The sequence below is a fragment of the Promicromonospora sp. NPDC019610 genome (genome assembly GCF_044389365.1).
Taxonomy (GTDB): Bacteria; Actinomycetota; Actinomycetes; order Actinomycetales; family Cellulomonadaceae; genus Promicromonospora.
In genome coordinates this window covers 195,540-210,572 of sequence record NZ_JBIRXX010000004.1, presented here as the reverse complement: position 1 = coordinate 210,572, position 15,033 = coordinate 195,540, and the positions used below count along the sequence as shown (strand labels likewise).

The window sequence follows — 15,033 nt, the reverse complement described above, 5'->3', positions numbered from 1 at the left end:
TTCACCCACACATGACCACCAGAATGCAAAAGGCCCTGGCCAGGTCGGGGTGCCCGACGCGGTCAGAGGGCCTGGACGATGAGCTCCACCTGGTCCTTCGCGTCCCCGAACAGCATGGCGGTGTTCTCGCGGAAGAACAACGGGTTCTGCACCCCGGCGTAACCCGTGGCCATCGACCGCTTGAAGACCACCACCTCCCGAGCCTGCCACACCTCCAGCACCGGCATGCCCGCGATGGGCGAGCCCGGGTCGTCCTGGGCGGCCGGGTTCACCGTGTCGTTGGCGCCGATCACCAGCACGACGTCGGTCGCGGCGAAGTCGTCGTTGATCTCGTCCATGCCCAGCACCTGGTCGTAGGGCACCTTCGCCTCGGCGAGCAGCACGTTCATGTGGCCGGGCAGCCGCCCGGCCACCGGGTGGATGCCGAACCGCACCGTGGTGCCGCGCGCCGTGAGCCGGGCGACGAGGTCCGCGACGGGGTACTGGGCCTTCGCCACGGCCATGCCGTAGCCCGGCACCACGATCACCGACCGGGCGGCCGTCAGCCGGTCGGCGACCTCCAGCGCCGTCGTCTCCCGGTAGGTGCCCTGCTCGGCGGGCGCCCCCTGCGCCACGACGCCGGTCTCGGCGCCGAACCCGCCCAGGATCACGCTGACGAACGACCGGTTCATCGCGCGGCACATGAGGTAGCTGAGGATCGCACCCGAGGACCCGACCAGCGCGCCCGTGATGATGAGCAGGTCGTTGCCCAGCATGAAGCCCGCCGCGGCGGCCGCCCACCCCGAGTAGGAGTTCAGCATCGAGACGACGACGGGCATGTCGCCACCGCCGATCGCCGCGACCAGGTGCCAGCCGAGGGCCAGGGCGACCACGGTCATGAGCAGCAGCGGCACCAGCCCGGCCTCCCCCGCCGCCAGGAACCACCAGAGCAGCCCCGCGCAGGCCACGAGGGCGGCGAGGTTGAGCCAGTTGCGGCCCGGCAGCAGGAGGGGCGACGAGCGGAGCCGGGCGGACAGCTTGCCGAAGGCCACGATCGATCCCGTGAACGTCACGGCGCCGATCAGCACGCCCAGGAACACCTCGACCAGGTGCACGGTCGCCCCGGCGCCGTCCGCCCCGGCCGTGCCGGCGGCCCCGCCTGTCCCGGGGTCGGTCAGGTAGGAGCCGAAGCCCACCAGCACCGCCGCCGCGCCGACGAACGAGTGCAGGAGCGCGATGAGCTCGGGCATCTGGGTCATCTCGACGGTCCGCGCCCGCCAGGTGCCGACCGCCGCGCCCACCAGGAGGACCAGCAGGATCAGCCCGGCCGTCACACCCACCGGCCGCTCGGACCGGTCCAGGGCCAGCGCGACCGTCGCCACCAGCGCGAGCGCCATCCCGGTCATGCCGAGCAGCACGCCGCGCCGCGCCGTCTCCTGCTTCGACAGGCCGGCCAGCGACAGCACGAATAGCACCGCCGCCACCAGGTACACCGCCTGGACCACCGACTCGACGCTCATCGGCCCGCCCCCTCGCCCGGACTGTGGTGGAACATGCCGAGCATGCGGTGGGTCACCAGGAACCCGCCGAAGATGTTGATGCTCGCGACCGCCGAGGCCAGCACGGCCAGCGTGGTCACCACCGGGTCCGCCGAGCCGATCTGCAGCATCCCGCCCACCAGGATGATCCCGGAGATCGCGTTGGTCTGGGACATCAGCGGGGTGTGCAGGGCGTGGCTGACGTGCGAGATCACGTAGAACCCGACCACCACGGCGAGCGCCAGCACGGTGAAGTGGGCCGCCTGGTCCGGCGGGGAGGCCGCCACGGCCAGCGCCGCCAGCACGGCGCCGAGGGCGACGAGCACCGTTCGGGCGGACCGGGTGCGGGTGGCACCGACGACCGCCGGTCGAGCTTGTCGAGACCCCGGTGCGGTCTCGACGGGCTCGACCCGGGACGGATCGACCCGCGAAGGATCGACCTGCGACCGGGGCGCCGAGACCGCCACCGGGGGCGGCGGCCACAGCACCTCGCCGCCGGCGGCCACGGTCATCCCGCGCACGACGACGTCGTCCGGGTCGAGCGCGAGGCGGCCGTCGCGTTCCGGGGTGCCGAGCTGAACCAGGTTGGCGACGGCGGTGCCGAGCAGCTCCGAGGCGTGCCGCGGCATGCGGTCGGGCAGGTCGGTGTACCCCAGGACCACCACGCCGTTGTCGCTGACCACGCGCCGCCCCGGCACGGTCAGCTCGCAGTTGCCGCCGCCGGGCGCGGCGAGGTCGACGACCACGCTGCCGGGCCGCATCCGCGCGACCATCTCGGCCGTGATCGTGGTGGGCGCCGTCCCGCGCACGAGCGCCGTGGTGATCACGATGTCGGCCGCGGCGGTCTCGACGGCGTACGCGCGCAGGGCCGCCGCCTCCTGGCCGGCGGTCAGGGCCTGGGCGTACCCGTCGGCGCTGACCTGCTGCGCGGCGTCGTCGGCCCGGACCACCGTGGCGCCCATGGACTCGATCTGCTCCGCCACCTCGGGGCGCACGTCGAAGGCACGGACCTGCGCGCCGAGGCTGCCCGCCGCGCCGATGGCAGCGAGCCCGGCCACGCCGGCGCCGATGACGAAGACGTTCGCGGGCGGGGTGGTGCCCGCTGCGGTGACCTGGCCGGAGAACATGCCGCCGAACTCGGCGGCGGCCTCGACCACGGCCCGGTACCCGGCGACGTTCGACAGCGCGCTCAGCACGTCGAGCGACTGCGCCCGGGAGATGCGCGGCACGGCGTCCAGGGCCAGGGCGGTGACACCGCGGGCCGCGAGCGCCCGCACGAGGTCCGGCCGGGCAGCCGGCGCGACCTGGGCGATCAGCACCGCCCCGGGCCGCAGCGCCGCCGGGCCGGGCGCGGTGAGGTCCTCCGGCGCCCGCGTGACCGCCACGACGTCGGCGGCCCACGCCTCGCCGTCGGGCACGACGGCGGCGCCCGCGGCCGTGTAGGCGGCGTCGGGGAAGCCCGCCCCCGCGCCTGCCCCCGTCGCCACGGCCACCTCGTAGCCGAGGCCGACCAGGCGGCCGGTGGTCGCGGGGGTGGCGGGCACGAGCGGCCCGCCGTCGTCCGGTATGCCGATGCGCATGTGACCCTCCTTGCTCACAGGCGCAACCTACCTCCGGGACCCTTCGCGCGGGCACTACCACCTGCCCAGGGGTCGCGTGCTATGCCTGCCCGCCGGTCATGCGTGGTCGGGCGGCCCGGCCTTCTCGACGGGCACGGGGAACGTGACCGGGAGGCTCACCGGCTGGCGGATCCACAGCGCCCGGTCCCATGCGACGTCGGCGGCGGGGATCCGCAGCACGACCTCCAGCCGGCGCAGCACCGTCTCGACGGCGATCCGCGCGATGACGCGGGCCGTGCGGGGCGCCGGGCAGGCGTGCGGGCCGGTGCCGAAGGAGACGTGGGCCCGGCTGCCGACGTGGTCCCACGGGTCGCCGGTGTCCATCCGCGGGTCCGTGTTCGCCGCGTGGATCGCCAGGACGAGTGGGTCGCCCGCGGCAACGAGCTTGTCGTCGAGCACCACGTCCTGACGGGCGAACCGGGGCAGGCTGTGCAGGGTCGGCGTCGAGCGCCACAGCACCTCGTCCATGGCGCTGTCCAGGTCGATGCGGCCGCCGTGCAGCCGTCCCGAGAACCGCGCGTCCGCCAGGGTGAGCAGGAGGGTCTGCGCCACCCAGGCGGTCAGTGTCAGGTTGCCCGAGTAGGCCACGGTGAGGAGGGTGTGGGTGACTTCGACGTCGTCCCGCATGTTCGGGTGGGCCACCAGCGAGCTCGCCAGGTCGCGCCGCGGGTGCTCCCGGCGCACCGCCACGAGGTCGCCGAGCATCCGGTCCAGCTCGTGCACGGCGTCGGCGGCGTCGGTGCCGCCCCCGGCCATGCGGCGGGTCAGGTCGAACAGGCGCTGGCCGTCCTCCGGGTCGAAGCCGATCATGTCGGCGACCACGAGGAGCGGGATCACCGACGCGTACTCCAGCATCAGGTCCGCGCGGCCGCGGTCCTCGAAGCGGTCGATGAGCAGGTTGCAGAACGACCGCACCTTCGCGGCCGTGAGCGGCTCGGAGAGCTGCTCGAACGCGTCGTCGAGGGGGACGCGGAGGCGCTGCCGCAGCGCGCCGTCGGCGTGGTTGGCGGAGAAGCGCTGGTGGGACGTGAGCACGGGGCGCAGGCCCGACGTCCGCGGCAGCCCGCCGCGCGCGTGCCCGTTCCAGAGCTGCGGGTCGGTGCCGAACACGTGCTCGTTGCGCATGATGTCGTACACGAGCCGCTGCCCCATGACGAGCCACGCGGGCACGCCGGGCTCCAGCTCGACCGGGGCCACCTCGCCCCACTGCGCCCCGAGCTCGTCGTAGAGCTCGCGCGGTTCGGCCAGCCCCGACGCCTCGACCAGCGGCCGCAGGTGCGTGACGGCGTCGAGCCGCAACGGCCGCGTGCCTCGCCAGGGCCGGTCCTGGGTGTTGCGCAGGTCATCGAGCACGGTCGCGGGCCTCTCGGGGGACGGCTCCGGCCCGCGCGGGCGGTCCGGTGACCTCGGGGGGACTTGTCGGATATCACCCAGTTCGTGTATTTTCATTGACTCACCGTATCTGTGCAGTCGCCCTCGATCGCCCAGGGTGAACCCACCCGCGTTGCTGTTTTGTACCGTGACCTCGGCCACACCCGTGGCTAACATGTCAGCGAGGGCAGACAAACTGTCGCACCCTCGTACCACCCTGTCGAGACCCGCCGGACCACGTTCACCCTCGACAGTGCACTCTCGAAAAGGCACCGTCACAGAGGTACTACAGGTACTGTCGGCCCACTCCGACGAGCAAGGGGGACACGTGACACTCAACTCCGAGCGGGAGCGCCCCGACGACCTCGTGCAGAGTGTCGCCCGCGCCTTCCGCGTCCTCGAGGTCGTCACCCGGTTCCCGGGCCTGCCCGTCAAGGCGATCGCGCGCCGCAGCGGCCTCAACCTCTCCACCACGTACCACCTCGTGCGCACGCTGGCCTACGAGGGCTACGTGACCCGGCTCAAGGACGGCACCTACGACGTCGGCGAGCAGGTGAGTCACCGGTTCTACGAGCAGCTCGGTTCGCTCGGTCGCGGCCCCGACACGCGCGAGGTGCTGCGCCACCTCGCGCAGAGCAGCGGCTACAGCGCCTACCTGGGCCGCATCAGCGCGGGCCGGGTGGTCGTGGTCGACTACGCCGAGGCTCCCGGCTCCCCGTACATCGAGGACCTGGAGCGCGGGCTCGACGTCTCGGCGCACGCCACCGCGCTCGGCAAGGCGCTGCTGCTGGGCATGTCCCGCCGCGAGCGTCACGAGCTCGTGGTCGACGCCGGGATGCGCAAGTTCACGCCCCGGACCGCGGCCGACATGACGTCGCTCGACGCCCAGCTCGCCCGCCTGCGCCCCGACGCCGTCGTCGAGGAGCACGGGGAGTTCCGCAACGACATCGCCTGCGCCGCGCACCTCGTCCCCCGCCGCGTGGGTGACGACACGTCGTGGGCCGTCGGGCTGAGCATCCCGGGCGAGGTCGTGCCGCCGCACGCCCGCCGCGAGCTGAGCCTGGTGGCAGGGGACCTCGCGGGAGCCTGACCCGCCGTCCGGCATCCCCGCCGTCCGACACCCTCCGCCGTCCGACACCCCCGCCGTCCGACACCCTCCGCCATCCGACATCCTCTTTGAGGCCCGGCTTTCTTCGCTCTGGGCCGGCTCAGAGCGAAGAAAGCCGGGCCTCAAAGGGGATGAGGGCAGCAGCCCCTGGGCGTCAGGACGGGACACAGAGGGTCAGGGACCGGCGGTGGGCCTCGATCGTCACCGGGACCGGTCCCATCGGCTCGCCGTCCGCGTACGTGACCAGGCCGGCCGGGGCCGTCAGGCGGACGACGGACGCCCGCAGCGTCGTGACCTCCGGTCGCTCGACGTGCGTGCCGGCCTTGATGAGCGCGTCGAACGCGAGCAGCCGGAACCGGCCCATCGCCTGGACCAGCGTGAGGTCGAGCAGGCCGTCGGCCGGGTCCGCGCCGGGGCAGATCGGCACGCCGCCGCCGTAGGTCCTGGTCAGGCCGATCGCGAGCATGTACCCGTCCTGCTCCAGCACGCGTAGGCCCGACGCCGGTGCCCCGCCGGGCCCCGCCCCGCCAGGCCCTGCTGCACCAGGCCCCGCTGCACCAGGCCCTCCCGCACCAGCCCCGGCCTCCCCCGCCAGCTCCAGCCGGTAGGCGAACCGGCGCAGCCGGAGCCACTCGAGGTAGACGGCGGCCAGGTACCGCGCCGGCCCGCGCGGCCACGTCATGCGGTTGGTGCGCTCGTTGGTGCGCGAGTCGAGGCCCGCGCACAGCACGGTGACGAAGTGCCGCACGGTGCCGTCGGCGGCCGTGACGGTGCCCGTGTCGACCTGGCGGCGCGCGCCGTCGAGCACGAGGTCGGCGGCAGCCGCGGCGTCGTCCAGCGGGATGCCGTGCTCGCGCGCGAGGTCGTTGCCGGTGCCGCCGGGGATCACGGCCAGCGGGACGCCCGCGGCCAGCACGGGCCCCAGCACCGACGAGACGGTGCCGTCGCCGCCGACCACCACGACGACGTCGGGCCGCGTGTCGACGGCCTGCCGCCCGAGCGCGACGGTCTCGCCCTCGTCCGCGCCCTGGTAGACCGTGACGCGCGCGCCCCGGGCCCGCAGGCGCTCGACGGCGACCTGCCCGCTGTCCGCCCCGACGCCGTGCCCCGAGGCGGGGTTGACGAGCACCGCGATGTGCCCGACCTGCTCAGTCATGGCCGCAACCTACCCGAGGTGTCATCCCAGCAGGGCGCCCGGGTTCATGATCCCGGACGGGTCCAGCTCGGCCCGCACCGCCCGGAGCAGACGCAGGCCCGTGGCGCCGATCTCCTGCTCCAGCCAGGGCGCGTGATCGGTGCCGACGCCGTGGTGGTGGCTGATGGTGCCGCCCGCGGCCATGATCGCGTCGTTCACGCCGGACTTGACCCGGTCCCACGGCTCCAGCGGCTCGACGCCGAGCCCCGCGATCACCGTGAAGTACAGCGAGGCGCCTGTCGGGTAGACGTGCGAGATGTGGCACAGGATGCGGTGCTTCGCGTGCTCCCGGTCGAACCCCTCGGCCAGGGCGGCGGTGACGGCCGCCTTGAGCGCGGCCAGGTTCGACCAGGTGGTGGCGGTCTCCAGCGTCTCGCAGAAGACGCCGGCGGCGAGCAGCGCGTCGCGCAGGTACGGCGCCCTGAACCGGCCGTGGTCCCAGGACGCGGCCAGCTTCTCGGCGGCGGGCCGCCCGCCCGCAGCGCGCAGCACACGTGTGGTCGCCTCCCGGCGTGCGGCGGCCAGGTCCGCGGGCCCCTCGTGCAGGACGACGGCGGAGCAGCCCCGCGTCAGCGCCTTGCCGATGTTGCCGACCTGGGCCAGGGACACGGCCGTCTCCTCCTCGTCGGACAGCCGGAGCACCGTGGGGCCGGTGCCGAGCTGCGCCACGCGGCGCAGGCCGTCGGCGCCCGCGGCGAAGTCGCGGAAGGTCCAGGCGTCGAACAGCCGCGTCTCGGGCGTGGGGTGCACGCGCAGGCGCACCTGCGTGATCACGCCGAACCTGCCCTCCGAGCCCAGGAACCAGCGGACCAGGTCGGGCCCGGCCGCCGAGCCGGGCGCCCGGCCCAGGTCGAGCGTGCCCGTGGGCGTGACCACCCGCAGGCCGGTCACCATGGCGTCGAACCGCCCGTACCCGGCGGAGTTCTGGCCGGAGGACCGCATGGCGGCGAACCCGCCCAGGGTCGCGAACTCGAAGCTCTGCGGGAAGTGCCCCAGCTCGAAGCCCCGCCCGGCCAGCGCGGCCTCGGCGGCGGGCGCCGTCGTCCCCGCGTGGAAGGTCGCCTCGTGGGAGACGTCGTCCAGGGCGACGAGCCCGGTCAGCCGGCGCAGGTCGAGGCTGACCACGCCCCGGTGCGGCCCGGCGTCCGGCGCGAGGCCTCCGGTCACGGCGGTGCCCCCGCCGAAGGGCACGATCGCGAGGCCACGCTCGACCGCGACGGCCAGCACCGCGGCGACGTGGTCCTCCGAGCCCGGGCGCACGACGGCGCCCGGCGCCGCCTGCTCCGCGAGCCGGCGGCGCAGCAGGTCCGGCGTGGACTTGCCGCCGGCGTGCAGCAGCCGCACGTCGTGGCCGGTGTCCACGTGCTCGGCGCCGACGGCGGCCGCGAGCGCCGCGACGTCGTCGGCGGGCAGGGGCGGGGTGCTGATCGCGACGTCGGCGAGGTCGGGGCCGGGCGGCGGCGCGGGCGTGCGGCCGAGCACGGCCGTGAGCAGGAGCTTCACGCCGCCCGGGAGTCCGTGCGCGCGGGCCGGGTCGCCCCAGCCGTCCCACCGCATGTCGATGCGCTCGTCGTCGGGCTGTGTGCTCACGCGTCCTCCGGGTCGTGTCGACGGCCGGTCGTGTCGCCGGCCGGGTCGTGGTCGGCGGCGGCCGGTCCTTGGCTACCGACCGGCGCCGCGTTACAGTGTTACACAAGATGACAATTCGTAATGCACCCCTGGAGGGGATCTCGCCGGCACCGGACGCCTTCGGCGACCCCGGATCCGGCGACTCCGGAACCGACGACCCCAGATCCGGCGAGCCCGGTCCCGACGTCGCCCCCGACCGCACCGAGGCGCGCCTGCTGGAGGCTGCCGCGGGGCTGGTCGCCACGCGCGGCACCCGCGGCCTGTCCGTCACGGAGCTCGCCCGCGCGGCCGGCGTCTCGCGACCCACGGTCTACCGCCGCTGGGAGTCCGCCGACGACGTGCTGCGCGCCCTGCTCGCGCACCGCGCCCAGCTCGTGATCACCGCGGTGGGCCCGCGGGCCGCCGACCGCGCGACGATCGTCGACAAGGTGGTGCGGTTCGGCGAGCTGCTGCGGGCAGACCCGGTGTACGGGCACCTCCTGACCGAGGAGCCCGAGGTCTTCACGCGGTACGCCTTCGAGCGGATCGGCCGGTCGCAGCGCGTGATCCTCGAGTGGCTCGCCGCCGCGGTCGCCGCGGCCCAGCAGGGCGGCACGGTGCGGGCGGGGTCCGCCCCGGACATGGCGGTCATGGTGCTGCTCATCTCCCAGTCGGCGGTGCTCTCGCACCGGACCGTCACCACCGTGATCGACGACGCCGCCCTGCGGGCCGAGCTCGCGCGCTCCCTGGACGGGTACCTCCGCCCCTGACCTCGACACGTGCACCGGCGTCCGCCACCCCGAACCCGACCCGAACCCGAACCCGCCGCGAACCCGACCTCGAACACGACCCCGGAGCAGACCGATGCAGCGCACCGCCCTCACCGCCCGGCGCCGCGAGCGCGAGCTCGACGAGCTCGCCGCCGAGCCGGTGGACCTGCTCGTGGTCGGCGGCGGCGTGACCGGCGCCGGCGTGGCGCTGGATGCCGCGGCGCGCGGCCTGTCCGTCGCCCTCGTCGAGGCGCACGATCTGGCGTGGGGCACGTCCCGGTGGAGCTCCAAGCTGGCGCACGGCGGCCTGCGGTACCTGGCCACGGGCGACGTCGGCGTGGCCCGCGAGAGCGCGCGCGAGCGACACGTGCTGATGACGCGCACCGCGCCGCACCTGGTCCGGGCGCTGCCGCAGGTGCTGCCGCTCACCCAGGGCGTGGGGCCGCGGCAGGGCATCACGGCGGGCATCGGGTTCGGGCTCGGCGACCTGCTGCGGCGCGACGCCGGGACGTCGTCCGTCGTGCTGCCCGCGCCGCACCTGGCCCGGCCGGGCGAGGCCGCCCGGCTCGTGCCGGCGGTCGCCCGCGAGCACCTGCGCGGGGCGTGGGTGGCGCACGACGGCCAGCTCGTCGACGACGCGCGGCTCGTCGTCGCCCTGGCCCGCACCGCCGCGGGGCGCGGTGCCAAGATCCTCACCCGCGTCCGGGCCACGGAGCTGCACGCGGACGGCGCGACGCTGACGGACACGCTGACGGGCTCCGGGCTGCGGGCGTACGCCCGCGTCGTCGTGAACGCGACGGGAGTCTGGGCCGGGACCGTGGACCCCTCGGTGCGCCTGCGCCCGAGCCGCGGCACGCACGTCGTGGTGCCCGCCGCGCGACTGGGCCACCCCGCGGGCGCGCTCATGGTGCCGGTGCCCGGGTCCACCTCCCGGTTCGTGTTCGCGCTGCCGGCCCAGCTCGGACGCGTGATCATCGGCATCACCGACGAGGAGGCGCCCGGCCCCGTCCCCGACGTCCCCGAGCCCACCCGGGCGGAGATCGACTTCCTGCTGGCCACGGTCTCCCGGGTGCTGGACCGGCCCCTGCTGCCCGACGACGTCGTGGGCGCCTACGCGGGGCTGCGGCCCCTGGTGGACTCCGCCGGGCCGGGCGACGGCGCGGGGCTGGGCTCGTCCGACGTCTCCCGCCGGCACCTCGTGGCCGTCTCGGCCGCGACGGGCGCGGTGAACGTGCTCGGCGGCAAGCTGACGACCTACCGGACCATGGCCGAGGACGCCGTCGACCTGGCCGTCCAGCATGCCGGGCTCACCGCGGGCCCGTGCTGGACGGCGGACCTGCCGCTGGTCGGGGCACCGGAGCGGGCGCTGCCGCGGGCGCAGCCGCCGGTCGACGTGCGTACGGCGGCACGGGCGGGCGAACCGCCCCTCGCCCCCGCCCTCGTCGCCCGGTACGGCGCCGAGGCCGCCGACGTGCTGGCCGCCGCCGCGCTGCCGGGGGCGACGGACGCCGTCGGACAGGACAGTGCGGGCACCGGGCACCTGGACGTCACGCGCGCCGAGATCGAGTGGGCGGTCACCCACGAGGGCGCGCTCGACGCCGACGACGTGCTGGACCGCCGGACCCGGATCGGGCTGGTGCCGGCGGACCGCGCGGCGGTGCGCGACGTCGTCGGGGAGCTCGTGGCGGACGCCCTGGGGCGGCTCTGAGGCGCGCGGTCGCGCCGCCGCAGCGGCTCTAGGCCGGCGGCGCAGCCGGCGGCGCGGGTTCTCGTTCGCGGCGCGGGGCGCGCAGCACGGAGAGCGCCACCATGCAGGCGATGAACCCGAGCAGCCAGCCGCCCGGGATGTCGCTCAGCCAGTGGTAGTCCAGCCAGGACATGAGGGCACCCGCGATCATCACGATCACGGCGACGACGGGGATCAGCTTGCGCAGCCGGGACACGCTCGGGTGCAGGCCGTGCTGGGTGAACAGCAGGCACAGGATGAAGAAGCCGGTGAAGAACGTGTTGGCTGCGTGTCCCGACGGGAACGCCTGGCCGCCGGCGTGCAGCACGTCCATGTTGTGGTGCGGCCCGGTGCGGCCCAGGCCGAACTTGGTGCCGTAGCCGATCAGGGCGATGGTCGCGAGGCCCGCCAGCACGGCGAGCACCGGGCGACGCGTGCAGATCTCCCAGAGCGAGCCCGGGCCGCCCTGCTTGCGGGCCACGTACAGCGCGGTGCCGCCCACCATGGGGATGGTGAACATGCGCTCGCCCGTGATGCTCGCGACGATGTCGAGGAACATCTTCTCCCAGCCCACGGGGTGGTGGGAGTCCACGTAGTAGTGGAACTGCCAGTCCCAGGCGATGAACGGCCCGCGGACGACGACCTGCCAGATGCAGAGGCCGAAGACCAGCGCGGCGAGGACGGCGGCGACGACGGAGCTGCGCCAGGTCGGACGGGTCGACGGGTCGAGCAGAGCCCCTGTCGTTTGTGACTCCACTCGGGTAACACCCCTGCCGTCTGATTGCGCCATCGAGCCGATCCTACGGGTTTCGGGGTGAATGTTCGGTGCCGGAGACGTGTCCGGCGAGGGCTCCGGGTAACGATCCCGGCACGGTCACCCCGACCCAGGGGTGACCGTATACCGTCCGCCTGGGACAGCGTCCCAGGCCAGGCGCATACGGCCCGACGACGCCGGCGCGCCGGGCCCGCCGTGACCGCCCGTCGCGCGGCGCCCCGGACGACGACGGACGTGCCCAGCGTCACCCCCACGTTCACCCGCCGGCCCGGCTCAGCCGCGCGGCGGCGCCGTGCTCTCGCGGACCTTGAGCTCCACCGGGACCACCTCGTGCAGGTCGGCGGCCTCGTCACCGCCCTCGTCGTCCCCGTCGACACCGCCGGCCACCTCAGCGGCGGCGTCGCCGCCCGCACCGGCCCGGACCTCGCGCAGCAGTCGGGCCACCAGGCGCCGGCCGATCTCGCCGAAGTCCTGCACCACCGTCGTCAGCGGCGGCCAGAGGTACTCGGCCAGCAGGATGCCGTCGAACCCCACCACGGACACGTCGCCCGGCACCGTGCGGCCCGCCTCGTGCAGCGCCCGGAGCACGCCGGCGGCCATCTCGTCGTTGGCGCAGAACACCGCGGTGACCTCGGGGTCCGCGGCGAGGCGCCGTCCGGCGTCGTACCCCGAACCCGCCGTCCAGTCTCCCGGGACCACCTCGGGGACGGGGCGCCCGGCCGCGACGAGCGTGGCGCGCCAGGACTCCTCGCGGAGCTGCGCGGGCGCGGACCCGGCCGGCCCGCGCACGTGGTGCACCGTGCGGTGCCCCAGGTCCAGGAGGTGCGCGGTGGCCTGCCGGGCGCCGTCCACCTGGTCCGCGCCGACGGCAGGGTGGTGGCCCACGAACCGCGAGTCCGACACGACCACGGGCAGCCGGGACGGCAGCGCGAGCCGGTCGGGCGTGACGGTCTCGGCCCGGATGATCACCAGCCCGTCGATCGCCTGGTGGGAGAGCCGGGTCGCCGCGGCGGAGACCACGTCGGACGACGGGTTCTCGACGTCGATCAGCGTGACCGTGTAGCCCTCCCTGCGCGCCGCCTCGACCACCGCCTCGATGGTGCGCGACTCGCCGGTCCGGGCGAGCCCGTGCGCGATCATGCCGATGGTCCGGAAGCTCCCGTACCGCAGCGCCCGGGCCGCGGTGTTCGGGGCGTAGCCGAGCTGCGCCATCGCCGCGAGCACCTTGTCGCGCGTCGCGGGACGCACGTTGTCGAGCCCCATCGACACCCGGGACACGGTCTGGGTCGACACTCCCGCCAGCGCCGCGACATCGCCCAGGGACGGACCTCTGCCCTCCACGGCATCCACCTCCTCGTGATGTGCCTCGCACCGGTGTGCGCTTGACACCTCCGGTAACTCACGAGCACCCTAGTCCGCGTCACCATGTTTACGTCAACACGACGACATGCTGACCCCACTCGTGAAGGAGCGACTTCCCTTGACCACGCTCGCATCGCCGCCGGCCGTGCCCAAGACCCTGGGGCGGACACGACGCCGCTCCCGCTGGACCGGATGGGGGTTCGTCGGACCCTTCATGGCCGTGTTCGCCCTGGTCTTCCTCGCGCCGATCGTCTACTCGCTCTGGCTGAGCCTGTTCCAGACGCAGCTCGTGGGCGGCACGTCGTTCGTAGGATTCGACAACTACGCCCGGGTGCTCAGCGACCCCCAGTTCTGGGACGGCGCGGGCCGCGTCACGCTGTTCCTGCTGGTCCAGGTGCCGGTGATGCTCGGCATCTCGCTGCTGGTCGCCCTCGCGATCGACAGCGGCCGCCTGTACGGGCGTGACTTCTTCCGCCTGACGATCTTCCTGCCGTACGCGGTGCCCGGCGTCGTCGCCGCCCTGATGTGGGGCTTCATGTACGGCGAGCGGTTCGGCCTGGTCGGCAACATCAACGACCTGTTCGGCACGAGCATCCCCGATCCGCTGGCCTCCGCGCTGGTGCTCCCCGCGATCGGCAACATCGTGACCTGGGAGTTCGTCGGCTACAACATGCTGATCTTCTACTCGGCCCTGCGCGTGGTCCCCGCCTCGCTGTACGAGGCCGCGGAGATCGACGGCGCCGGCCCGTGGCGCGTGATCTCGGCGATCAAGCTGCCCGCGATCCGGGGCGCCCTCGTGGTCGCGACGATCTTCTCGATCATCGGCTCGTTCCAGCTCTTCAACGAGCCGAGCATCCTGCAGCCGCTGTCGCCCAACTACATCTCGACGCACTACACCCCGAACCTGTACGCCTACTCGCTGTCCTTCTCCGGCCAGCAGTACAACTACTCGGCCACGGTGGCGATCATCATGGGCGTGCTCACGATGCTCGTGGCCTACGTGGTGCAGCTGCGCGGCATGCGCAAGGAGGCCTGAGCCATGACGAACGTCCTGCTGTCCGCGCCCACCGTGCGCCCCCGCAAGTCCCCTCCGCGCCTGCGCTCCAACCGCCGCACCTCGCACGCCCGGCCCACGCGCAGCATCCTGCTGACGGTGCTGACCGCGCTGATCGGCCTGTACGCGCTGATCCCGCTCGTGTGGCTGCTGATCAACGCGACCAAGACGCAGCCCGACCTGTTCAGCTCGTTCGGCCTGTGGTTCAGCGGCGACTTCGCCCTGTGGGACAACATCACCGGCGTCCTGACCTACGACGGCGGCGTCTTCGGGCGCTGGTTCCTCAACACGCTGCTCTACGTGGTGGCCGGCGCTGGCGGCGCCACGCTGCTCGCCCTGCTCGGCGGCTACGGCCTCGCCAAGTTCGACTTCCCCGGCAAGCGCGCCGTGTTCGCCGTCGTCATCGGTGCCGTGGCGGTGCCCGGCACCGCCCTGGCGGTGCCCACGTTCCTGATGTTCGCCAACCTCGGCCTGACCAACACGCCCTGGTCCGTGATCATCCCGTCGCTCATCTCGCCGTTCGGGCTCTACCTCATGTGGACCTTCGCGGCCGACGCCGTGCCCGACGAGATCATGGAGGCCGCCCGGATCGACGGCGCCAGCGAGGCGCGCACCTTCTTCCAGGTGTGCCTGCCGATGATGGCGCCCGGCATCGTCACGGTGCTGCTGTTCACCGTGGTGGCGACGTGGAACAACTACTTCCTGCCGCTGACCATGCTGCGCGACCCGGACTGGTACCCGCTGACGCTGGGCCTGAACGCGTGGAACGCGCAGGCGACGACGGCGGGCGGCGAGGCGATCTTCAACCTCGTCATCGCCGGCTCGCTCCTGACCATCCTGCCGCTCATCGCGGCCTTCCTGCTCCTCCAGCGCTACTGGCAGTCGGGTCTCGCCGCCGGCAGCGTCAAGGAGTAGCACGCACCCGCTC

At 74.0% G+C, this 15,033-nt stretch carries 12 protein-coding genes; 5 read left to right on the top strand and 7 right to left on the bottom strand.

The annotated features are described in order from the left end of the window. Positions 1-62: 62 nt before the first annotated feature. From pntB to ACH45N_RS25805, 3 genes are all read right to left on the bottom strand, one after another. Entirely contained in the window at positions 63-1,499 is a 1,437-nt protein-coding gene (gene pntB / locus ACH45N_RS25815; RefSeq protein WP_397398822.1) for a Re/Si-specific NAD(P)(+) transhydrogenase subunit beta, read from the bottom strand. Next, positions 1,496-3,097, bottom strand: a complete 1,602-nt coding sequence (locus ACH45N_RS25810; protein WP_397398821.1) for a Re/Si-specific NAD(P)(+) transhydrogenase subunit alpha — start codon at positions 3,095-3,097, stop codon at positions 1,496-1,498. The genes pntB and ACH45N_RS25810 overlap by 4 nt, the downstream gene beginning before the upstream one ends. A 96-nt stretch (positions 3,098-3,193) precedes the next feature. After that, positions 3,194-4,489 carry a cytochrome P450 gene (locus ACH45N_RS25805; protein WP_397398820.1) on the bottom strand — a complete coding sequence of 432 codons (1,296 nt, stop codon included), beginning with the start codon at positions 4,487-4,489 and terminating at the stop codon, positions 3,194-3,196. 346 nt (positions 4,490-4,835) lie between these two features. Here ACH45N_RS25805 and ACH45N_RS25800 point away from each other — a divergent pair, with 346 nt between their 5' ends. Next, positions 4,836-5,597, top strand: coding sequence for an IclR family transcriptional regulator (locus tag ACH45N_RS25800; RefSeq protein WP_397398819.1), 762 nt, complete (start codon positions 4,836-4,838; stop codon positions 5,595-5,597). Positions 5,598-5,769: 172 nt separating this feature from the next. Here ACH45N_RS25800 and ACH45N_RS25795 read toward each other — a convergent pair whose 3' ends face one another. Together ACH45N_RS25795 and ACH45N_RS25790 are read right to left on the bottom strand one after the other, a co-directional pair. Beyond that, positions 5,770-6,771, bottom strand: coding sequence for a diacylglycerol kinase family protein (locus tag ACH45N_RS25795; protein ID WP_397398818.1), 1,002 nt, complete (start codon positions 6,769-6,771; stop codon positions 5,770-5,772). Between the two features lie 21 nt (positions 6,772-6,792). Beyond that, positions 6,793-8,400 carry an FAD-binding oxidoreductase gene (locus ACH45N_RS25790; RefSeq protein ID WP_397398817.1) on the bottom strand — a complete coding sequence of 536 codons (1,608 nt, stop codon included), beginning with the start codon at positions 8,398-8,400 and terminating at the stop codon, positions 6,793-6,795. A gap of 107 nt (positions 8,401-8,507) precedes the next feature. Between ACH45N_RS25790 and ACH45N_RS25785 the strand changes: the two genes are divergently transcribed. Both ACH45N_RS25785 and ACH45N_RS25780 read left to right on the top strand, forming a co-directional pair. Continuing rightward, complete coding sequence (locus ACH45N_RS25785; protein WP_397398816.1) at positions 8,508-9,188, top strand: TetR/AcrR family transcriptional regulator; 681 nt, start codon at positions 8,508-8,510, stop codon at positions 9,186-9,188. Positions 9,189-9,282: 94 nt separating this feature from the next. Beyond that, positions 9,283-10,896: a glycerol-3-phosphate dehydrogenase/oxidase gene (locus tag ACH45N_RS25780; RefSeq protein WP_397398815.1), complete on the top strand. Its 1,614-nt coding sequence runs from the start codon at positions 9,283-9,285 to the stop codon at positions 10,894-10,896. A gap of 28 nt (positions 10,897-10,924) precedes the next feature. Here ACH45N_RS25780 and ACH45N_RS25775 read toward each other — a convergent pair whose 3' ends face one another. After that, positions 10,925-11,671 (bottom strand): phosphatase PAP2 family protein, encoded by a 747-nt coding sequence (locus tag ACH45N_RS25775; RefSeq protein WP_397398814.1) that lies wholly within the window; start codon positions 11,669-11,671, stop codon positions 10,925-10,927. 291 nt (positions 11,672-11,962) lie between these two features. Beyond that, positions 11,963-13,039, bottom strand: a complete 1,077-nt coding sequence (locus ACH45N_RS25770; protein WP_397398813.1) for a LacI family DNA-binding transcriptional regulator — start codon at positions 13,037-13,039, stop codon at positions 11,963-11,965. A 97-nt stretch (positions 13,040-13,136) separates the two neighbouring features. Here ACH45N_RS25770 and ACH45N_RS25765 point away from each other — a divergent pair, with 97 nt between their 5' ends. Further along, positions 13,137-14,087 (top strand): carbohydrate ABC transporter permease, encoded by a 951-nt coding sequence (locus ACH45N_RS25765; RefSeq protein ID WP_397398812.1) that lies wholly within the window; start codon positions 13,137-13,139, stop codon positions 14,085-14,087. Positions 14,088-14,090: 3 nt separating this feature from the next. Beyond that, complete coding sequence (locus ACH45N_RS25760) at positions 14,091-15,020, top strand: carbohydrate ABC transporter permease (RefSeq protein WP_397398811.1); 930 nt, start codon at positions 14,091-14,093, stop codon at positions 15,018-15,020. Positions 15,021-15,033 lie beyond the last annotated feature (13 nt).